General features: G+C 34.1%; 17 protein-coding genes and 4 pseudogenes. 10 read left to right on the top strand and 11 right to left on the bottom strand.

Going from position 1 to position 22,656, the window contains the following annotated elements; all coding sequences use genetic code 11:
• Positions 1–116 precede the first annotated feature (116 nt).
• Complete coding sequence (pstB, locus tag Wcon_RS02305; RefSeq protein WP_114517076.1) at positions 117–875, bottom strand: phosphate ABC transporter ATP-binding protein PstB; 759 nt, start codon at positions 873–875, stop codon at positions 117–119.
• Complete coding sequence (gene dapB / locus Wcon_RS02300; RefSeq protein WP_114517075.1) at positions 872–1,666, bottom strand: 4-hydroxy-tetrahydrodipicolinate reductase; 795 nt, start codon at positions 1,664–1,666, stop codon at positions 872–874. The genes pstB and dapB overlap by 4 nt, the downstream gene beginning before the upstream one ends.
• Positions 1,667–2,000: 334 nt before the next feature.
• Here dapB and Wcon_RS11785 point away from each other — a divergent pair, with 334 nt between their 5' ends.
• The 3 genes and pseudogenes from Wcon_RS11785 to Wcon_RS02290 all read left to right on the top strand — a co-directional run bounded on the left by Wcon_RS11785 (position 2,001) and on the right by Wcon_RS02290 (position 6,325).
• Entirely contained in the window at positions 2,001–2,150 is a 150-nt protein-coding gene (locus Wcon_RS11785; RefSeq protein WP_237349988.1) for a hypothetical protein, read from the top strand.
• Between the two features lie 49 nt (positions 2,151–2,199).
• Positions 2,200–3,542, top strand: a pseudogene (locus Wcon_RS02295) (alanine:cation symporter family protein).
• Positions 3,543–3,994: 452 nt separating this feature from the next.
• Positions 3,995–6,325, top strand: coding sequence for a Rad2 family DNA repair protein (locus tag Wcon_RS02290; RefSeq protein WP_114517074.1), 2,331 nt, complete (start codon positions 3,995–3,997; stop codon positions 6,323–6,325).
• A gap of 16 nt (positions 6,326–6,341) precedes the next feature.
• On the opposite strand, the gene Wcon_RS02285 is transcribed toward Wcon_RS02290, so the two are convergent.
• The 4 genes from Wcon_RS02285 to Wcon_RS02270 form a co-directional block, all read right to left on the bottom strand.
• On the bottom strand, positions 6,342–6,938 hold the full coding sequence (locus Wcon_RS02285; RefSeq protein WP_114517073.1) for a Maf family nucleotide pyrophosphatase: 597 nt from the start codon (positions 6,936–6,938) through the stop codon (positions 6,342–6,344).
• On the bottom strand, positions 6,916–7,179 hold the full coding sequence (gene infA, locus Wcon_RS02280) for a translation initiation factor IF-1 (protein WP_114517072.1): 264 nt from the start codon (positions 7,177–7,179) through the stop codon (positions 6,916–6,918). The genes Wcon_RS02285 and infA overlap by 23 nt, the downstream gene beginning before the upstream one ends.
• 112 nt (positions 7,180–7,291) lie before the next feature.
• Positions 7,292–9,154, bottom strand: coding sequence for a hypothetical protein (locus tag Wcon_RS02275; RefSeq protein ID WP_114517071.1), 1,863 nt, complete (start codon positions 9,152–9,154; stop codon positions 7,292–7,294).
• Positions 9,155–9,312: 158 nt separating this feature from the next.
• Entirely contained in the window at positions 9,313–10,590 is a 1,278-nt protein-coding gene (locus Wcon_RS02270) for an adenylosuccinate synthase (protein ID WP_114517070.1), read from the bottom strand.
• A gap of 180 nt (positions 10,591–10,770) precedes the next feature.
• Between Wcon_RS02270 and Wcon_RS02265 the strand changes: the two are divergent.
• A pseudogene (locus Wcon_RS02265) lies at positions 10,771–12,271 on the top strand (hypothetical protein).
• A 61-nt stretch (positions 12,272–12,332) separates the two neighbouring features.
• Here the strand turns inward: Wcon_RS02265 and Wcon_RS02260 are convergent.
• Positions 12,333–12,869: pseudogene (locus Wcon_RS02260) on the bottom strand (IS4 family transposase); the annotation flags it as partial.
• An 858-nt stretch (positions 12,870–13,727) separates the two neighbouring features.
• A complete protein-coding gene (gene rpmG, locus Wcon_RS02255; protein WP_114517069.1) occupies positions 13,728–13,928 on the bottom strand; it encodes a 50S ribosomal protein L33 in 201 nt (66 codons plus the stop codon).
• Positions 13,929–14,077: 149 nt separating this feature from the next.
• On the opposite strand from rpmG, the gene Wcon_RS02250 reads away from it, so the two are divergent.
• The 6 genes and pseudogenes from Wcon_RS02250 to Wcon_RS13275 all read left to right on the top strand — a co-directional run.
• The gene (locus Wcon_RS02250; protein ID WP_114517068.1) at positions 14,078–15,841 is read left to right on the top strand and encodes an Rne/Rng family ribonuclease; all 1,764 of its coding nucleotides are present in this window, start codon (positions 14,078–14,080) and stop codon (positions 15,839–15,841) included.
• Between the two features lie 73 nt (positions 15,842–15,914).
• Positions 15,915–17,837 carry a molecular chaperone DnaK gene (gene dnaK / locus Wcon_RS02245; protein WP_114517067.1) on the top strand — a complete coding sequence of 641 codons (1,923 nt, stop codon included), beginning with the start codon at positions 15,915–15,917 and terminating at the stop codon, positions 17,835–17,837.
• 232 nt (positions 17,838–18,069) lie between these two features.
• On the top strand, positions 18,070–18,354 hold the full coding sequence (locus tag Wcon_RS02240) for a BolA family protein (protein ID WP_114517066.1): 285 nt from the start codon (positions 18,070–18,072) through the stop codon (positions 18,352–18,354).
• Between the two features lie 7 nt (positions 18,355–18,361).
• Positions 18,362–19,603: a cystathionine beta-lyase gene (metC, locus tag Wcon_RS02235; RefSeq protein ID WP_114517065.1), complete on the top strand. Its 1,242-nt coding sequence runs from the start codon at positions 18,362–18,364 to the stop codon at positions 19,601–19,603.
• Entirely contained in the window at positions 19,563–21,110 is a 1,548-nt protein-coding gene (locus tag Wcon_RS02230) for a Mur ligase family protein (protein WP_237349985.1), read from the top strand. Before metC ends, Wcon_RS02230 begins: the two co-directional genes overlap by 41 nt.
• 135 nt (positions 21,111–21,245) lie before the next feature.
• Positions 21,246–21,341, top strand: a pseudogene (locus Wcon_RS13275) (Rpn family recombination-promoting nuclease/putative transposase); the annotation flags it as partial.
• Positions 21,342–21,454: 113 nt separating this feature from the next.
• Here Wcon_RS13275 and Wcon_RS02225 read toward each other — a convergent pair.
• Genes Wcon_RS02225 through Wcon_RS02215 form a run of 3 tightly spaced genes read right to left on the bottom strand, consistent with a single transcriptional unit; the run spans position 21,455 to position 22,549 of the window.
• Complete coding sequence (locus tag Wcon_RS02225) at positions 21,455–21,787, bottom strand: transposase (RefSeq protein WP_179947459.1); 333 nt, start codon at positions 21,785–21,787, stop codon at positions 21,455–21,457.
• Between the two features lie 28 nt (positions 21,788–21,815).
• On the bottom strand, positions 21,816–22,298 hold the full coding sequence (locus tag Wcon_RS02220) for a hypothetical protein (RefSeq protein ID WP_114516948.1): 483 nt from the start codon (positions 22,296–22,298) through the stop codon (positions 21,816–21,818).
• Positions 22,299–22,306: 8 nt separating this feature from the next.
• On the bottom strand, positions 22,307–22,549 hold the full coding sequence (locus Wcon_RS02215) for a hypothetical protein (protein ID WP_114516947.1): 243 nt from the start codon (positions 22,547–22,549) through the stop codon (positions 22,307–22,309).
• Positions 22,550–22,656: the final 107 nt, after the last annotated feature.

Below are 22,656 nucleotides of genomic sequence, written 5' to 3'. Positions count from 1 at the left end.
ACAGTTACCTCTATAAAAACTTGAATTAACTACTAATATGTTGCCACGAAAAGTCAACTTTTTTTTCTGAATGGATTTAATTATATAATTCCAGAGCGTTTTTTTATGATAGGCTTTTAATGATCTAGGATATACTCCTTCGTTAAGGGAGATTGAGCATTTTCAAATATTTCTTGAGTACTTCCGGATTCAACAATCTTGCCGTTGCAGAAAAAAATTATACTATCAGATAATTTCTTAGCTTGCTTCATTGAATGAGTTACCATAATTATGGTGAACCTCAATTTCAACTCTTGTATAAGATTTTCGATTGCATTGGTTGCCATTGGATCAAGAGCAGAACATGGTTCATCCATTAATAAAATAGTTGGCTTTATTGAAATTGCACGAGCAATGCATAATCTTTGTTGCTGGCCACCAGATAAATTGAGTGCACTATCTTGCAATCTATCTTTCAACTCTTCCCATAAACCAACTTTAGTTAAACTACCTTCCACTATTTCATCTAATTTTTGCTTATTTTTCACCATGCTGTGCAATTTAGGCCCATAAGCAACATTATCATATATTGACTTTGGAAAAGGATTGGGCTTTTGAAATACCATACCAACTTTTGCTCTGAGCAATACAACATCCATATCACGTGAATATATATTACCCAACCCATCGATTGCCAGCTCACCAGTCGCTTTACATCCAGGTACGTAATCATTCATACGATTAAAACAACGCAAAAATGTCGATTTACCGCACCCAGAAGGTCCGATGAAAGTTGTGACTTTCTTTTTGCAAATGTTCAAATTTATATCGAATAAAACTTGCTTAGAGCCATACCAAAGATTTAAATTTTTAACGAAAGCGTATGTATTGCTCATATCACATCCTGCATTGAATAGAGCCCTGGAATTTCCTTTTTATTCTCGTATAGCCATATTGCTGCTTGAATAGCCCCTCTAGCAAATGTTGTTCGATCAATTGCTTTGTGATTTAATTCTACTCGTTCATCGGAATTGACAAACATGACACTATGATCTCCTATTACTCCACCTCCACGAGATACTGCAAAACCTATTCCCCCCTTCCCTCTTATATTTGAATTATTATGTGAACACTGATTGAGCTCAAAATCCACTTTTGAAGCGTTAGCAATTGCTTTACCAAACTCTATAGCTGTTCCAGATGGTGAATCCTTTTTTAAATTGTGATGCATTTCCCAAATTTCAACGTCATATTCATTACCTAAAAGCTTAGCGGCTTTTTTTACCAATTTCAGTAACACATTAACTCCAACACTCATATTTGCTGACCATAATATTGGAACTTCAGTAGCATATTCTTTTAAATTGAGACCTCCTATTCCAGTTGTGCCACTAACTAGCGGTTTTTTAAATTTCACAGCCGCCCTAAGACAGTCTAGCATACATTCTTTAGTTGTAAAATCTATCACAACATCGGATAACTCAAATACAACATTAATAGAACTTGTAACTTTGATTCCCAAACCAGAGCTATGGCCTACAATAGGCCCAACATCTAAGCCTATACACTCACTGCCCAAGCGGGCAACAGCACCTGCTATTTCCACTTTGGTATTCGTAATTAATTCATTGAGTATTTTCTTACCCATTCTGCCTAAGCAGCCTATTACTCCAACTCTGATTTTCATAAAGCTTTTTCACTATATTAGCCTTTTTTTTGAAGCTTTGTCATCTTTATAAGCTATAGCATAACTGTATGAATACTGCATTTAGGCCTACCAGATTCCAGTGCCTTGACCACAACTATTGCAATATGGGGTATATAGTAAACTAAGTACCAGAGCAAAAACTCCTTTTTCTTGCTTGAGTGTTTGTGATATCGTGGTGTCTAGATACCACGGTATATTGTTAAATTCTTAAAGATCCCCCTGTGAAACATTATGAAGTTAATCTGAATAGAGTTAGATTAATGAGGGAATGTTGAAAATGTTCAAAAAAGCATATGCGTCAAGTTAAGAGAAAATGAGCAAATTTAGTGCACTCAAAGTTGATATTCTTGTTTTTCTGTATTTGTCTTTTAAGGAAATTTTTGACATAGAAAACTGGTCCCAGTATCAGCTACTTGAATGGCAAGATAATAGTGCTAGGATGCAGAAACAAAAAATAGGTTAGGTATTTTCAACTTTTGTTGTATACTCAAGTGAAAATCTGACTTTTACAGATGGATACAGTAAAGTTTGTTTTATTACTGCCAACAATATTACTCATACTAATCGCTGGTGTTTACTTATCGGTTAAATTAAAATGGTTACAGATATTTAGATTACCATACGCCCTTTCACTCCTTGGAGCTAAAAAAGGAGGAAATAAATTTTCTTCTATAGCTGCCCTGTTTACAATCTTAGGAGGAAATTTAGGAGTAGGAAATATTTCAGGAACTGCTGTTGCTCTAAAAACCGGAGGACCGGGCTCTATTTTATGGATGGTAATAATTATTGTTATCACTTCTGTGATAAAATATGTTACTTGTTATCTAAGTATAAAAACCAGAAAGGAAAAAAATGGACGGTTTATAGGTGGCCCTATAGCCTACATAATTGATGCATTTAACTCTAGCAAAGCTACAATTGTGTTTCTAGTTGTTATGATAATAGCTTCAATAACAGTTGGTAACCTTGTTCAAGTAAATTCTCTATCAATACCACTCAGCATGGTAGATGTACCTGTAGTCATTGGCGGCATTGTAATGGCTATAATATTTTTTATTGTTACAGCTCTCAGTTTAAAAAAAATTAAAATTTTTATATCGGCTATGATACCGATAATGACGGTGAGTTACCTCACACTTTGCGGTATCATATTATTTAAGTTTAGTGAAAATATTCTTCCTTCTCTAAAACTAATAACAAGCACTTTTTTTACAACTAGTAGCTTTAACTCTGGTTTATCTTTGGGTTTGATTTTAGAAATGTTGACTATTATTCAAGTAGGAACTCTGCGAGGTATTTTTGCAACAGATATAGGGCTTGGCCTCGAAGGTATCGTTCACTCTTCAATTGTTCCTAAGAAAAACAATAATAAATTTATCATTGAGCAGAGCCTAATCACAATAATATCGCCTTTTATAGTTGCACTTATAGTGTTCATTACGACAATGGTACTACTTGTCACAGATTCTTGGATTACTGATTTAGAGAGCACTAACATGTGCATATTTGCTTTTAGAAAAGCTATGAATTGGCCCTATATTGACTGTTTAATTATGGCCATAATGTTTTGCTTTGCCTTTACTACTATTTTTACTTGGTTTTTTGTTCAAAACAAACAATACGTTATGTGTCTATGCATAATAAATACACTAAAATCTGGACTATAGTTTTTACCTTAATCATTCCACTTGGTGCAATCGGTGGAGTTAAGTTACTCTGGGACATCGCTGATATCTCGATTGCTGCTTTGCTATTTATTAACATATTTGCTATACTCAAACTCACTTCTCAAGATCCAGAAGTATTTACTATGAGTAACAAATATTTGAAGTTGCAAAAGAAGCGCTATAGCTAAAGCAATTTAGGCTGAAAAATATGTTTATAGCTAATTATAAGTGATATTTTAAGTTATCATTCCAGCGTCACGGGATTGATCCAGATTTTTTTACAAGCCATAGGATGGAGCTATAGCTAGTGTCACCACGTTAGCAATACCATACGCGTCAAGTTAAGAGAATACACCCAATATAGCAACCATTTAAGATAGGTATCTTATTTGTTATATTTATTTTTTTGAGAAGTTTTGATCTAAAATAAGATAATTTTTTTTAAAGAGTCTATAAATTACTAATTTTATTGTTTAATATCTAAAATAATTTTTACCGCTTCTCTCCTTTCTTATACCACTTTTCCTTAACTTGACGCGTATGGTTAGCAATACAACCTCCTTTAATAAAAACTCAACCAATTCTCTTGATAATTATATTAGCTAAGGCTAAAAGGCAGAGGGTTATTAGGAGGGAAAATATGTATACTCAAAACACACAACAGTATCACGAATTCATTCGAGGATTTTTTACTTTATTTGATGAAATAAAAAAGGAAGACAATCCAATTTATAATTCTAGGGTTGGTTTTAACGCAGTAAAGTTTCTAATAAAGCACTCCACCTGGAATTTGGATGAAGATGAAGACAAAAATGAAGCGTGTAAAGTGATCCTTCAAGAACACAACAAGATAAAAGAAGATAGACAAGGGCTTCAAAGAAAAGCTAAAGAGATATTGAATGAGTATATTTATGGTGATGTTAATGATGGTGTTAAAGAAATTTCAATATACGGTGACCACGCAAGTATCGAATTGAAAGATAATAAAAAAGAGTTTAAAATCAGCGAGTTTTTAAATAGTGATTTTTGTCAGAAGAATGGAATTTCGGGATTTTCAACGTTGCACAGCGATGGAAAGAGCGGAATGCACGGTTTTGTTGCCGAGGAAGGAGGGAAAAAAATAAGGCATTATGTTGTAACTGATGGTTCATATGAAATGACTTTGAATTGGCATGATAAAAATGGAAAGAAATGTACCATCAAAATCAAGATTGATAAAGATGGTGTAGATCTTACTGAACGTAATGGTATTACTGCAGAGGAATTAAAAGCAAACAAAGACGTAAAAATAGGTGGGTTATTCTTATATCAAATACAATTCAGGGAGAAAGGGCAAGGACGAGAACAAGAGAATCAACAATCATCAGAAACTTTTATAGAAAGTAACAGTAAAAATATTGGTGTTCAAACACATCGTACACTAAGCCACAATCAAGATAATAGGCAAGAGGATGAGCGGTATGACAATCCTACATTTGCTACATTTGGACATGCTGTGCCTGGAAGCCGAAAACCAGACGGAAAAGAAAGTTTAGAAAACTTTCAGTCCCCTCTTGCAGAGAAGAATTCACAGAACAAAAGAACTCCACCACCGCTCAGAACTAGTTCACTACCTAATGATCAGCAAAAAGGTGATTATCAGCAAACTATTTTATCAGGTGGAAACGGCTACAGATTTCCATCTTCTGATCCTTCAAAAAGTACTATTTTCACCAAGTCTGTGATCCACAATCAAGATAATAGGCAAGAGGATGAACGGTATGACAATCCTACATTTGCTACATTTGGGCATGCTGTACCTGGAAGCCGAAAACCAGATAGAAGTGAGCAAACACCTAATAATCAGCAACAACCTAAAACTCCGCAACAAGAAGATGGACAGCTGCTTTCTACTACAGCGCTCAATAATAAAAGTGACTCGGGCTATTCATCTCCAACTCATGCCAATCATGGACAATCTAAAGTGGATCCTGAAGATTTAACCCAGAAGCTTGAGGAAGAGAAGTTAAATCACCAAAAGGAAGACAAATCATCGCAAAAGCATGGACAAAATAGTGAGAATCACGATAGTGAAACTCATAAAACATCAAATGAGTCAATCGATGAAAAGCTAAAAAGCGCTCAACCTACTAACCCAGCTGATCAAGTGATGGGTGAGCTAAAAGAAGTATTGGAAAAATCAAATAGAGGATTAACAGAACCAGAACAACAGGTTACTAAAGAAAATATTTCTAAAGATTCATTCTCAGAAAACGTTTTAGAAAAGATAGGAGAAGGTAAACAATATGACACTATACGTAAGTGGCTAAAGGATAAAATTGAAGGTAAAGAAGATAATCAAAACCTGGATTCACTAGAGGGAAAACTATCCAAAAAATATGGTCAAGGCAATATTGTAGAAAAAAGAGAGAACGATGGAGGCAAACCTCTATCTTCGGTGAACACTGATGGAAGTAAGGAGAGTTTGATAGATGTTGAACAAGGTAGTGACACTCGATCACAGAAAAGCTCTCGCCGGAGTGGACAAGAGTCTGAAGAAGGAATTAACGAAGATGTTAAAGAAACTAGTTTTAATACACCAGAGAAAATTCAGTCTGAATTGCAAAAAGACGATTTAGCAGATGTAAAAACAGTGGCAGCTTTTAAAAGTAGAAACGATGAATTTAAGGAAACGTTAAATAGAGAGCTTGAAGCTGAGGAAAAAATTGAAGTAAGTTCTAACAAGGTTCGTAATGAGCCAGTTGGTCAACCTATTGATCCAGCTGGTCAAGTAATGAACGAGTTAAGAGAGGCATTAGGGAAGCCAGGTAAAGGATTAAAAAGACCAGCACGACAAATCGCAAGCACTCTTGTTACAAATTCAAAAAATCCATTCCTGGGACAAATAAAACATGATAAACCTATACATCAATGGTTAGAAAAAACATTAGCAGAACGAGAAAATGCTGACAAAAACTCGCACCACCGCTAATTAGGGACGAAACCAACTAATTGTTATTAAGACTAAAATAATTACTTAGTAAACAATAGGCTTCGTGTAACGGCAATCCGATAACGGAAGAATAGGAGCCGCGTAAGAACAATACGAACATCCCAGCTAGGCCTTGTATATTGCATCCTCCTGCCCTATTTTTCCACTCTTCTGATGCTAAATAGTACTTAATTTCTTGCTCACTGAGACGTTTAAATTTCACTATTGTAACCACAGTTCTAATATGTTGTTTGGATTGATCGGGAGTTAATAGACATACGCTGGTGTATACTCTATGCCTTCTTCCTGATAACAAGCGGATGCATTTTTCTGCTTGCTCAACGTTTTCAGCTTTGAGCAATATCCTTCTACCACAAGCAACAACTGTATCAACACCAAGCACAAAATAACTTGGATTTGAGCTTTGTATTCCCTCAGCTTTACTTTTTGCCATACGGATTGAATAATCCTTTGGAAGTTCCTTCTTCAAAGGAGTTTCATCTATGTTTGCTGGCAGAATTAAACCAGGTTTAATATTTACTTGCTTTAGTAAAGCTATACGCCTTTCCGATGATGAAGCGAGAATAAGATTATTTAGAGATCGTTCTGTCACTTGTACCTTTAAGCCTTCTAATTATCCTACCCTTTCTCGCATTTCTATCATAAACACTCATCTCAACTAATACTCTATCGCCTATAATTATGCGTATTTTACTTCTTCTTACTCTCCCTGATACATGACAGATAATCTCACGTTCATTGTCCAGCTTCACTCTAAATTCTGCTGCAGGTAGTAAAGCAGTTACTGCCCCTTCTACTTCAAAAATTGTTTTTGATTTATCGTCTTTTATCATTGTCGTATTATAATTTAATAATCTTTTTCAGTCTACTATAGATTTCAAACTATTATCAATACAAGAGATTTTTATATTCTACTTGAGTATTGCTCTTGCAACTTAACCCCAATCATCTCCACATAATGCAAGAGGAAAGCGAGCTACCTACGTTTCTACTCTCTGCCACCTTCTCAATAGAACTTATAGAACTTATGTTAGAAGATAAATCATTATCACAATTTTCCTCATCGCTACCATATCCGCCATCAAAGCTTAAAGATCTGCGTAATTCTTTCAGTGGAACATAAGACTCATTATCAGGCTCACTAGAAACGCCCCCTCTTAGAATATAAAATTGATCGTTGAGGCTCCTTTGTCCATCAGCACGAATTTTTTCTTTTAGTCTATCAAGCATTTCTATAATGTGATCATCATTGCATTCATTATCTTCATCTTTAGTGAGTTCAAGTATATCTTCTGGAAATTTCTCGTACTCGTTTTCTGACTCTTCAATGTCGAACTTTAGTCTCTCTTCTTCAAGTTCATCTTTCAAATTGCTACCCTGCCTCTCTAACCTTACAATTGTTTGATTAGTTTCTGCTTCTATTTCTTGCTTTAATTCAACATTTTCTTTAGATAGCATTTGATTATCTGGAATCAATTCATCCATTCGTTGTGAGTTAGTTTCTGCTTGAGTTCCGATTTGTTGTGAAGCAATTTCTGGTTGAGTTTTAGTGTGCTGTAAATTGACTTCTGATTGAATTGATGCATTGCTATTAATAGAAGGAAGGCTATTATCAGCATCAACTTTATGATCTAATTTCCCCTCTGGTTCCTTACCTTGATAGGCCACTATAGATTCATTGTGAAAATTAATAGGTACAACATCAGTATCCTTATCCTTTTCTAGTGATTGCATTACAGCATCATATAAGGAGAGACCTTGAATATATAATTCATCGTTTTGCTTTATTAATTCTAGGATCTCCTTTGATGACACAAAATCTTCACCATTAAATTTTAGCACTTCAGTTATGCCATCACTACTCACATTCATAATCATGGTACACATTCCGAATCCATCCTTTACAGGCCAAGTGCTTGTCATTTCATAACATGCGCCTTCTTTAAACTCATAATATCTTTTCTTATCTTTTTGATGAGCGTGTATTTCATGTTTTTTATTGCAATAGATATTCAGTTCTTTAATATTTTTCTCTTGCTGTAAAACTTCACTAATCTTTGTTGGCTCACTCTTATCGTAATTAATAAGGTTAATATTCAAAACTCTATGATCGTTACCAGTTTCTGTGTAATAAGCTTGAAGCTCTACGTCTTTCCTCTCAAAATATTTACTTGCAGCTTTTTTTCCCTGCTCTGCCAATTCTATGCATTTATTTATATCTTCCTCAAAGCTCTTATTAGCAGACTCTGTTACTGCTTTATCTATGTACGTTTGTTTGAAATCTCTATCGTTTATTAGGTCATAAAAACTCCACTCATCCCCAAAAGCCCTCTGCACGTAAGTGAAATTCTTTTTTTCCTTTAGTTTTCTTAAGAACCACACTTTTTCTTTAAGATTTTTCAGTTGAAGGCTTATCCTTGCCTTTACACTAGAGTTTTTTGCAGGAATACTCGCTTCTTCTAACTCTTTAAACAATTTATTATCTTTTATAATTGAGTAGCAAAGCTTCACAATAGCAGAATTTGCAAACAAAGGATCTTTTTTTATACCTTCATCAAGAATTTCTTTAAAATGTGCAAATTGAGGTAGAACATAAAAATTGATTATTTCTTTTTCTGATCTCGTTTTATTAGCATGAGAGATATTATCTAATTGTGAATATAACTCTTTGAATGTATGGTAGATAAGTGTAGAGTAATAAACTTCCCTATTCAGTGAAGTTGGTCCTATACAAAAATGCTTTTCAAATTGATCGCCTATTTTTCCTGCCTCTACTGCTTTATCTCCCTTAGTCAAACCTGCAATCATAATATACCTCCTTCAACTATATTTATATTATAATAATTAACATATATTTAAGAAAAATCACACTGCTCACTGTATTTTTACACTGCTACTTTGCATAATAGATTGTTTGAAGTCACACAAGTATCGTTTTTTATTAGATAAAAGTTAACAAGACGTCTTCATAGATTTTTAAGCTTAATAACATCCTCTCTTTTTGGGCTAGTTGAAATTAGATGAATTGGTACACCTATTAATTTTTCTAACCTGTCTATATATTTTATTAAATTGATAGGTAATGCTTCAATCGACCTTTTACCTTGAGTGTTTTCTTTCCAGCCAGGAAACTCTTCATATATCGGCTCTAATTCCTCTTGTATTGAATGTGATGCGGGTAAATAATCATACATTTTTCCACTATACTTGTAACTAGTGCATATTTTAATTGTATCAAAAGAATCAAGAACATCTAATTTGGTTAATACAATGCTTGAAACTCCAGAGAGTTGAACAGCCTGGCACACTAAAACTGCATCAAACCATCCGCAGCGCCTTCTTCTATTGCTTACTGTTCCAAGTTCCTTGCCTATAGAAAATAAGCTATCTCCAATTTCGTTATTTTGTTCAGTAGGAAATGGACCATTACCCACTCTTGTTGTATACGCTTTTGCTACACCAATAATGTGAGCATTGGAGGATAATCCTGAGCCTGTTATCGCTTGCGATGCTACAGTATTACTTGAAGTAACAAAAGGGTAAGTTCCGTGGTCAATATCTAAAAATGTGCCTTGAGCACCTTCAAATATTATTTTCTTGCCTTCTTTCATAAAATCATTTAGCACCTTCCACACAGGTTTTTTATATGAAAGAATTTTTTCTGAAATCTGTCGAATTTCCTTTAATATTTCTTCTTTTTCAACTACCTGATATTCAAAGCCTTTTCTGATAGCATTGTGGTAATTCAAAAGAGTATCCACTCTTTTATTGAGCTCATCTGCGTTTTCTAAGTCACAAAGGCGTATAGCTCTCCTGCCAACTTTATCTTCATAACATGGCCCTATCCCTTTGTTTGTTGTGCCAATTTTGCAATTTCCGTTTAAATCTTCAAACAGCTTTTCCTTATCTTTATGTACACTGAGTATTAATGGGCAGCTTTCAGATATCATCAAATTATTATGATTTATGTCTACCCCTTTAACTTTCAATGATTCTATTTCTGAGATTAGAGCTTGTGAATCGAGAGCAACGCCATTTCCTATGATAGATATTTTACCTGACCTCAGAACAGCAGAGGGCAGTAAATTTAATTTATAAACCTCATCATCTACTACTATAGTGTGACCTGCATTATTTCCTCCCTGAAATCTCACAACCACATCTGCATTCTCAGAAAGATAATCTACTATTTTACCCTTGCCTTCGTCACCCCATTGCAGACCAACAATTACAATATTATTCATCACTATTTTCCAGATTAATACGTAAATATTAATGCAGCATGCTACAAATGAAAAGAGAAATCTACGCCTTTCCTACACTTCTTAAATAAAGAAATATACTGTCGATTTTCTTAATATATTATCAAATTATTCATCATTATATGATACAATTTACAGCATATTTATAGTAAGGTATTAATTATGAAAGAGGCAAAGGAGAGTACAGTAGTTAGATTAAAGACCACAGCTAAAGAGTTCAATTTTAGTAAATTAAGAGCAGATCAAGATAATAAATTAGCGAATTCCGGTGAAACAATGTTCTTAGATTTTCAAAGGATGAATTTTATTATTAACGGAAAAGAAATAGATAAAAATTTTATCATTGCATTTAAGGAAGGAGCTAAAGATTATAAAAATGAGATTTTTAACCGTGATAATTTTGATAATCTCTCTGAAGAAAGTAAAGCTTTTATGGAACCAGCACTTAAGGAACTTGATCAAGATAGACTATCTGAAGTTTGGGAAAATCATTGTAATAGCCCTACAGTTGCTGATGAGAAAAAAACTGATGAATATAGAAAGGAATTTGAGAGATTTTATAACGCAGGGAGAAGCTCTTATCATCTATTCTCCAAAAAAGATTACCGTGCATTAGCAAAGGAAATTTTCAAGGAAATGTTTAGATACGCTGGGGCAGAAGTTCCAAGTGATGCTATTTTAGAAGAGTTAGTCACCAATTGTAATCAAGCAGGGTATGGAGCTGGTATATTTAATGAATCTCATGCCGCACTCAGTAGTTGTAACTTAACTCCACACAGTCCTAAAAAAGCGCTAAACATTTACTGCACTGACCACAACTGCATAAAAGTGAAGTCTGATATGGCAATGCCTATAACTACGTTTGATAATCCAGAAGAGAAAATATGTGACCTATCTAGCTCATTAGAATTCACACTTGAATCTCGAGATGGCAAAGATAGTATAACATATAGAGAAGGTAAATTATCACTTACTATTCCTGAAGAATTGAAAAACTATAAAGATAATGGCAAGAGCTTGTTTGACATTATTAAAGAATATTTTCAGAAATTATGTGCAGAATTAGGATTTAAACGTGAGACAAAAATACAAATAGAGCATGACTTAGGTACTCAAATCAAAGTAAGTAACTATTTAGATGGTACGATATCAATCACAGGATCAGATGCAAATGAAGAATTTATCAATCTTTTAAGGAAAAATCTCAGAGAGAGATTATTGGAATCAAGAGTTGCTCTAGGAAGCGAAGATGTTGATGAGATTATTAAAGTCAGAGTATCTGCAGTTATGGATCTATTGAGTAATTATGCTAAATTGGAAGATAATAAAGAAAACAGAGAATTATTAATAAATGAAGTAGCAGACAATTTAGGTATTTCATTTCAAGATAAAAGAGCATCAGGAGCAATAGGATCTTTACCTTCTTTGATAAAAGGTCAGGTTAATCATAATCAAGTGCAGCCTGTTGTAAATATTTTTACCAATTTAATTATTGAAGGGAAAAGCGAAATATACGAAAAAAAAAGGTGCGGTTAATGCAATTCATGCAATTCATCAGAAGGTAGATAAGGCAATTGTTGAACAAGATATAGGAAATGATAAATGGACAGATAAAATAAAAAAACAAAGATTATCTATGGAATCACATGAACATTTACATTAAAGGATACTGTGTACAAATAGGCTCCTTAAATGGGAGTGTAAAATAAACCATAGGCGTCAAGTTAAGAGATTGTGAGCGAATTCGGGGAAGTTAAGGTAGATACTCTAGTTTTTCTGTACTTATCTTTTAATGAAAATCGTGACCAAGTTATGTTTAAGAAAAGTTTTCAAACTATTAAGTTTATTCTTTAGTGCTAAAAATAACTCTCTAACCCGCCTTTTTAGCTCAATGAATGCCTTTGTTAAACTGTATTCTTTTTCACTTCTGTGCAACCAACTATGCCGTGAAATATAAGAATTGCGCACAACTTAGCATATAGTTCACATAATACTCTGCACGGTAGCTTATCAAGTCTGATATGGCTTTTATACAATTTAAATAATTTGCCACCTTACTCTATTGCTCAGCACTAATTTTATTTTCTGGAACATTAGTATTGACCAGTTTAACAATTTTTGTAGAGGATGTATATCCTTGCGATCTCGCTAATCCATTAGCTTTCCTTCTTCTGGCCATATTCAGTTAGTTTCTGACATATAATTCTTACTCTAATTTTTGCTTCTTTTCCTAACAATACCTCGTTTTCTAAAAATCTCTTTGCAAGATATTTTTAAAGAGAACCACAGATTCATTCTTTTCATAAATTCCACTGCTTCTTCAGTAAATCTGAAATCCAATTATAAACCTTGTTGTAATTGAGATTTTGTCTGCTTTTTCATTAAAAAATTCTTTGAGCTTTTTTGATAAGCAAGTTATTTTATTCATTGGTTCTCTCACTAAAAGTATATCTGGGAGAACTTATTATTCTATCTCTTTCATACCTTTATTTCCTTAACTTGACGCCTATGGTTTACAGAGGCCCACGCAGTTGTTTACTTTTTGTGACAACATGTTCTGAAATTCAGGACCGTAACTTAATTGATCATCCCGACTTTTATAACTATATTTTGTCATAATATACCCCCTTGATTTAAAAATTAATATAATATTAACATGCTAATACTAATATTATATTAATATAAGTGTTATTACTTTTTGAAAAAAAATCATTACTTGACAACAAGGCCACTGGAATGATGCCGTTAAGGGTACAATATTTGCTTAGTGAATACCAAGTCTACATTTCTTTCTATTTTTCTTCTCTATCTTATTTTGCCACTCTGCTGTTTGTTCTGTACTCAAACTACATTCACATTAGACAAGCTCAGGTTATTTTTACGTTTATATATTGATCCGACCCAGCCCAATAAGTAAGTCAAATAAGTATCTCAAGGAAAACCCTTAGATTTTTGACCTACTGTGTGATACTTTAGGTTTCAGAGCGTTTTCTTTGTTTTGTACTTTTATGTTTATTAATTATTCAATAATCCTTATTAATTTCAGTCTCTCTTGCCTTATATTACTTAGCTCTATCATTATAGTATGACTTGGCTGTAGATTTTACATAATAATAGACTTACTTTAATTTTTCTTCTTTAAACAATACGTGTCTTCTGACCACTGGGTCATACTTCCTAAATTCGAGCTTCTTGGGAAGCTTCTTAGGATTACGTTTTTTTACATAAAAATAGCCTGTTAGTTTCTCCTCTCCAGTTTTTGTTATCTTGTTTGCAGTACTAACTAACTTAACAAGCAAAGAAGCATTTTTTTTCGCCATGATTATAGTAATATAATAAATTCTATGCAAGTTTATTACACAAAACACTGAAAGTCAACCGAATAATGCAGATCGTAAAATTCTTGACAATCAATAATATATTAAGTAGTATAGAGCCAATTTCGGAATGAAAAGCAGACGGTAAATAAGTGGCAAATGATGGCAAAAGGTTATTGTTGATAGAAAGTGCTAACTGTTCTAACGAGGTAAGGGTTGCCTTACTAGTTAATGATAAGGTTGTAGAGTTTGAACAAGAATTCAAGGAAAAAAGGCAATTAAGAGGTAATATATACGTTGCTTATATAAAGCGTATAGAACCTGCTTTGCAGGCCGTGTTCATTGAATATGGAAAAAATAAGCAAGGTTTTTTGTCTTTTTCTGAGATATCTCTAAATTACTTTAATATTCCAGAAAAAGAAAAGGAAACTATCTTTGAGGGCTGTTCCAATGATAATTACACAGAGGAAACGTTAGCAAATGTTTCTTCTGATTCTACAGTGAGCAAGAGTATTGGTGAGTCTGGCAGTAATTTTGTGAGGGAGATACCTTTATACAAAAAGTACAAGTTACAAGATGTGATTTCAGTAAATCAAAAGATATTGGTTCAACTCACAAAAGAAGAACGAGGAAACAAAGGAGCTTCATTTACAACATACATAACTTTAGTCGGTAGATACTGTGTTTTCATGCCTAATTCCATGAGTAAGGGTGGAGTATCTCGCAGAATTGAAGATACCAATGTTAGAAAACAGTTAAAGGATATATTAAATTCAATAAATTTACCAAAAAGATCAGGTTTGATAGTAAGAACTGTTGGTGCAGGAAAAAGTAAGAAAGAAATTGAGCAAGATTACGATTACTTATCTTTATTGTGGCAAGACATCCAAAAAAATGCCTCTTCTGTAAATGTTCCGTCATTAATTTACAATGAAGTAGATGTGATTATAAGATCTGTTCGTGATTTTTGTAGTAATGATATAGAGATTATAGTGTCTGGAAAGGAAGCTTTTGAAGCAGTAAGGCAATATGCTAAAAATGCATTAAAGGGTAGTAAGTTGCGTTACAGATTATATAGAGGTTATGTTCCAATCTTTACTTACTATAGAGTCGAAGATCAAATTTCTGAGTTATATGGCAATAGAGTAGAATTGCCATCTGGTGGGTCTTTGGTAATAACCTTAACTGAGGCATTTGTTTCAATAGACGTAAACTCAGGAAAGATGACAGGAGAAGATAGCATAGAAGAAACGGCTTATAGAACTAATATGGAGGCAGTATCTGAAATATCAAGGCAAGCGAATCTCAGGGGACTATCAGGGATAATAGTCGTTGATTTTATTGATATGTCGAAATATCAGTATTGTAGAGCTGTTGAGTCTGCTATCAAGCAGGCGTTTAAAGATGATAAAGCTAAAGTTCAATTTAGCTTTATAAATGACTTTGGTTTAATGGTCTTTTCAAGACAAAGAATTAAACCAAATATACAAGAAATTAATACTACAGAGTGCTTACACTGTAAAGGTATTGGAAGAGTGAAATCAAACGAAGTGGTTGTTGCATCGATACTAAGGAATTTGCAACATATTGCTAATAAGAATCAAAATAAGTCCTTTGATTTAGTAGCTCGCAATGCAGTTATAGCGCACATTTTTAATAATAAACGCGATGTAGTTTCTACAATCGAAAAAGAGTTCAATATTACATTGGATGTTAGTATCGATGACAGTTTAGATGTGAATACATTTATTTTAAAGCAAGGAGATGGTGTTAATTTAAATGATTATAAGCCATTACAGAATTCTGGATATCAAATTGTGAATAGCAGCAATAAAGAAGCCGATAGCTCAAATAAACTACCAGGTAATTTTTGGTTGACTAAATGGCTTTCGCGTCTTTTGAGTTCTAATAACTAAACGGGACTTGTAATTAACGAGTCTTATACTTATATATCTTACATCAGATAATATTTACAAGGGAGTATTCACTATGGGAAGAGCAATAGGTATAGATCTTGGAACGACAAATTCTTGCGTTGCAATAATGCAAGGTAAGGATACAAAAGTAATCGAGAATAAAGAAGGAGCAAGAACTACTCCATCTATAGTTGCATTTACTTCTTCTGGGGAAAGGTTGATTGGTGCCCCAGCAAAAAGGCAAGCAACCACTAACGCAAGTAATACTTTTTTTGCGACTAAGAGATTAATAGGCCGTCAATACGGTGATTCTGAAATGAAAAATCTAAACGTGCCGTATAAAGTGTTTGCAGCAAAAAATGGTGACGCATGGGTTAAAACCACTGATAATAAAGAATACTCTCCTAGTCAAATTGGTGCATTTATACTACAAAACATGAAAGAAGCAGCAGAAGCTTATCTTGGAGAGGAAGTAAAAGATGCTGTGATAACAGTACCAGCATACTTCAACGACTCTCAACGTCAAGCAACAAAAGATGCAGGAAAAATCGCCGGATTAAATGTGCTCAGAATAATTAATGAACCGACTGCCGCAGCACTTGCTTATGGTCTTGATAAAAAACATGGACACACAATAGTGGTGTATGATCTTGGTGGTGGTACATTTGATGTTTCAATACTTGAAATAGGTGAAGGGGTTTTTGAAGTAAAGGCTACAAACGGTGACACTCACCTAGGTGGTGAAGATTTTGACAACGCAGTAGTAAATCATTTGCTTGATGAATTTAAGAAAAGCAATGGGATTGATTTGAAAAATGATCCAATGGCTATGCAAAGAATTAAAGAAGCTGCTGAAAAGGCAAAGGTAGAATTGTCAAGCACAATGGAAACAGAAATAAATCTACCGTATATTGCAATTGATGCAAGTGGTCCAAAACACTTAAGTATGAAGTTAACAAGAGCTAAGCTTGAAAGTTTAGTGAATGATTTAATCGAAAGAACTATGGCTCCTTGTAAAAAAGCTCTTAAGGATGCTGATTTGTCTGCTAGTCAAATTGGCGAAGTGGTTCTCGTTGGTGGCATGACTCGTATGCCAAAAGTCATAGAGAAAGTTAAAGAATTCTTTGGCAAAGATCCACATAGAGGAGTTAACCCTGATGAAGTTGTAGCAATTGGAGCTGCAATACAGGCGGGGATCATTCAAGGTGATGTAAGAGATGTGTTGCTACTTGATGTGACTCCACTTTCTCTTGGTATTGAAACTCTAGGAGGAGTATTCACTCCACTTATTGAACGTAATACTACTATTCCCACTAAAAAATCTCAAGTGTTTTCAACTGCAGAAGATAACCAAACAGCTGTTACAATTAAGGTGCATCAAGGTGAAAGAAAATTGGCGATTGATAATAAACTGCTTGGTCAATTTAGTTTAGAAGGAATACCTCCTGCTCCTCGCGGAGTTCCTCAAATTGAGGTAACATTTGACATAGATGCAAATGGAATAGCGCACGTTTCTGCAAAAGATAAAGCTACTGGAAAAGAGCAGAAAATACGTATTCAGTCTTCAGGTGGTCTATCTGATGATGAAATAAATCGCATGGTAAAAGAAGCTGAAGAAAAAGCACAAGAAGATGAAAAACGTAAGAAATTTATTGAAGTGAAGAATCAGGCAGATAGCTTGGTTCATTCTACAGAAAAATCTCTAACAGAGTATGGTGATAAAATTTCTCCAGAAGATAAATCTGCTATTGAAAATGCAGTTAACGAATTAAAAGAAGTTAGTAAATCTGATAACATTGATGACACTGATTCAATACAACAGAAGGTTACTAATCTTTCTCAATTATCTATGAAACTTGGAGAAGCTATGTATCAAGCATCTCAGCAAAACAGTGCTGAAAATGGCTTTTCATCAGAAGGAAATCCAAATGATAAAGAAGAAAAAGTAGTAGATTCTGATTATCAAGACATAGATAGTAAAGAAGAGAATAAGTAGGGTGTATTTGAGTTATGCCAACATGTTATACATAATTGCATGGACGCTGTAATTTGGGGCCTCTAGGAAGGCTGTCATCCCAGTGCTCAGACACTGGGATCTAGCGAACTTTGTTCGCAACCGAACCTAGTGCAAACTTTACATTAAAATATAACACTATACATGCAAAATGGATCCCAGTGTCAGCTATTCGAATGACAAGAGGAGCATATTGTTGGTTAAAGGAACCATTATGGATATTATTAAAACGATAGAAGAAAAGCTACGCGGTCCAATAAGTGTAATTGATATTAATATTATCGATGAATCAGCGAAGCATGCAGATCATTATTTTGCTTCGTCTTCAACACTACCTTCACATATCAAATTAATATTAATATCTAACGACTTTTCTGGAATGAGCTCTTTAAAGAGGCATAAATTGATCTATGAATTATTAAAGAGTGAAATAGAACGAGTACATGCGATTTCTCTTCACTTGTATACGCAAAGCGAATATAATTTAAAAAATAAATAGTAGAAACGTGAGAGAAGAGTCTTTATTAGTTAAAGCAGGAAGGAAATTTAATGATTATAAAGGGTCGATGAACCCACCGGTTTATCATTCTTCTACCATATTATTTCCTACTTACAAGGACTACTTAAGTGCAGCAAATGGTGAGAGTATATACGATGTAATCAACGATGGTGTTGCAAGGGATTATAGCTACAGTAATGTTGGTACTCCTACTGTTCATTATCTTTCAAATGCACTTGCTGAAATTGAAGGGAGTGGACAAGCGCTTATTTATCCTTCCGGACTATTTGCACTTACTTTTGCTATTTTGACTTTCACTAAAGCGGGTTCGCATGTCTTGATACAAGATAATAGTTATTACCGACTTAAGAGATTTGCCGAAAATGAGCTACCAAAAAGAGGAATAGAAGTAACTTTTTATGATCCAACACAGGATATAACTGATTTAATTCAGAGTAATACTTCATTGATAATGATCGAGACTCCTGGTTCTGTAACGTTTGAGATTTCGAATATAGAGCATATAGTAAAAGTTGCTAAAGAGCGTGGAATCGTAACTGTTTGCGACAATTCATGGGCCACTCCTTTATTATTTAAGCCGCTTGATTATGGAGTTGATGTTACACTATATGCGGTGACAAAGTATCTAGCTGGTCACTCAGATTTAGTGATGGGAGCTATTATTGCTGAAGGTGAAATTTTTAAATTGCTTTATGAGAGCTATAAAAATTATGGAGTAACCATTCAATCGCACGACTGCTACCTTGCACATCGGGGGCTAAGAACACTGCACACACGTATGAAAAGGCACAAAAATACAGCAATGGAAGTGGCAAAGTGGCTGGAAAAACATCCAAAAGTCAAAAAAGTCTTATACCCGGCACTTTTTTCCTATCCTCAGCATGATTTATGGAAAAGTTATTTCAAAGGAGCAAGTAGCGTATTTAGTATAGTACTGGATAGAGAATATTCATGTGAAGAACTAAGCTACATGGTTGATCATATGAAAGTTTTTGGCATCGGTGCTTCTTGGGGAGGATGTGACAGTTTGATATTACCAATAGATCATAGATCTATGTCAAGATCTGTAATGAATTCAGATTATGATGGAAGTTTTGTGCGAATATTTTGCGGATTAGAAGATCCTGAAGATTTGATTTTTGACTTGGATGCTGCATTAGTAAGATTGCCATGTTCAAGCATTAAAAATGATGAAGTGGAATGTGAGACTGAAAGAGCTACTGCATAATATTATAAATGTTGATTTTGATATTGAAATCAAAGGCGTCACGTGTAATCCTAAGAGAGTTAGACAGGGTTACCTTTTTGTTTGTGTGTCAGAAGGGAGTAAAGAACACGCAACATGTCTTCCTACTGGATATGTACACAACTGTGTAGGTGTTGCGATACAAGGGGCCAAGAAAGATGTCATCCCAGTGCCCAGACACTGGGATCCAGAAAATTTAGTTGCAAATGAGCATATTAGGCAATTGTATAATGAAAACTGGATTCCAGTGTCTGCTACTCAAATGACAGGTACTCCAAGTTTTGCAGTGCTTTACCACCCAAACCCTCAAGAAATATACAGCGAAATAGTCAGCCGGTTTTATCAATTCAAACAGCCAAAATATGTTGCTGCTGTAACAGGCACAAATGGCAAGACTTCAGTAGTAGAATTTTGCCGCCAGATTTGGCAAGATAATGCAGTATCTATAGGAACACTTGGAACATGTATCAATAATGGCAGAAAAGGTAATAGCAACAGTCTTACCACTCCAGGTGCAGATGACCTTTACGCAACATTGTGTGGTATAAATGTAGAACACTTAGTGTTGGAATCATCAAGTCATGGAATTGATCAATACAGAATCCACGGACTTAGGCTCACTGCTGCAGCTTTTACTAATTTCTCTCAAGATCATTTGGACTATCACAAAAGTATCGATGAGTATTTTGAGGCTAAGAAAAGGTTGTTTTATGAGGTATTGCCAAAAGAAAAAACAGCGATTTTAAATGCAGATATAGGCGAATACGGAGAGTTGTTCAACATAGCTGAAAAGCGTGGAAACAAAATTATAACCTATGGAAAAGCAGCTTCTGACATTGCTTTAATAAAGCAAATACCAACTCAAAGTGGCCAACATCTGACAATTAAAATCGGTGGTGAAATTTATGATACGTTTTTTCCAGTTCTAGGGCAATTTCAGGCGTATAATTTGCTGTGTGCAATTGGCATAGTTATCTCATCTGGAGTGGAATATCAAAGGATATGTATAGACAAACTCGCTTCTCCACCAGGGAGAATGGAAAAAGTGAAACCTTTTGCATTTGTGGATTATGCGCACACTCCAAGTGCACTTAAACAGGCTCTGTTGTCTTTAAAATGGCACTTTAACAAAAAAATAGTTCTAGTGTTCGGTTGTGGTGGAAATCGTGATCAAACAAAACGTGCAGAAATGGGTAAAATAGCACAAATGTGTGCGGACAAAGTAATAATCACAGATGACAATCCGCGTGATGAAGATCCGGCAAAAATTCGCCATGATATTTTACTACATTGCCCTGATGCACTGGAGATAGGAGGTAGGAGAGAAGCTATAGAGAAAGGAGTAGATATTGCCTATAACGAGGGTATGATTCTGCTGGTTGCAGGAAAAGGACATGAGAAATTTCAAATTTTAGGAAGCCAAACTTTTGAATTTAGTGATGTTGAGGTTATTAGAAAGAGCCAAAAAAATGAGTTATTTTTGAGCTGAGCGAAGCCACCTAAGGTGAAGAGGAAGGAGGGCTGTATAATGTATATAATATGTTTATAGAGTTGTTTTTTACTATAACGTTGAAAAATCGTAGAGAATAGTGTATACTATTAACACTTTTTAAGTGGGTTTCCTATGCCTTTTTCTAAATTTCTAGATCCAAAATTAGACCTAACATTCAAAAAAATCTTTGGTACAGAAAAAAACAAAAAGATTCTCATCCATCAACTATGTTTTTTAAAATTTTTTGAATTTAGTCTCATTACAACTCTTGTTCATAATTTTGTATTTTTATTCAATTGAAAAATGTATTTTGGCAACAAAGACCATAAGTGTTGAAAGTATCAAAAATGGCGTGATATAAGGTGATCAACGGCATGTAAGTTACCTCCTGATAGTAAAACAATTGAACGTAAAAAAGAGTCATTAAGATCTAATGTAAACTGTAATAGTGCTATCTTAAATCCGTCTAAGTTATTTCTTATTTTATAAACAAGAAATAATAAAGCTGTAATAATAATCATATAAATATACACTTTCATTCCATTCATGTCATGGCTTAAAAAATGCTTATATCCGAGGTTTTGCTTGATAAATTTGAAAAATACTTCTATATCCCACCTGCGTCTGTATATTTGTGTTACTTCATAAGCCGGTATTTCAAATAAGTTGGTCAAAAACCATATTTCATCTTCTGTTCTATTTTTAATTTTTATTAGTCGTACTTGCTATTGCTCTGCTTCCGCTGTAAAGATTCACTATATTATCTTCCAAAATTTCCGATCCATCTGGTTGTTGTTTTTGCGTAATTTCATTCTCTCTTATAACGCAGTACCTTCTTTTTAAGTATGTTCTTGTGATAAATTTGTATTCCTTTTTGTCAAACTCAGTGAAAGTTGCAACTTTTGCAATCCTTCTATCAAACAATAAAATATCCTCTTTTTTAACTTTAGCTTCATTAATTGCTCTAACCAGCGCTATATCTTCGCTACTTTCTTCTTGCCCTTGACAAAATCTTATACTCGTCGGTAATTGGCCTTTTAATCCAACGCTTACTTTGACTTGACTGTCATTGCTTTTACCACCTATTTTTAACCCATCTTTTATAAGGTACCCTGATAAATTTATAATTGTTGAATCGAATCTATGTAAGTTATGTGACGTTTTTCTGGGCAATAATTTTTCCACTTTGTTTATTAAATCGATATATACACCTTTAAAATAATCAGAACTTTTAACCTTTTCGATAAGCCACTGTATGTAACTGTACTTTTATCATCATTTTTATCTATCACACACCTATTTATTACCATTTCTAGTGCTCTTAAGCTTGTTTTCTGACCCATTAATATTAGCTTCATTAAGCCTTTAAATATTATTTTACCAACTAACTTAGTATTACATTTATCTACCTCTGTTGATTTTCCTAGTCTTTCCAAATCCTCGTCTTTTAGTTAAGTTTAGTATTCTTTCTATTTGATCCATTATTGCCTCCATTTTTCTTTAATAATAGCTCTTTTATCTTCTTCTTATGACACTTTCAACA

The sequence above is a fragment of the Wolbachia endosymbiont of Cylisticus convexus genome, assembly GCF_003344345.1.
Note: the sequence above shows the minus strand (reverse complement) of the source record. Positions and strands in the feature narration are given on the sequence as shown.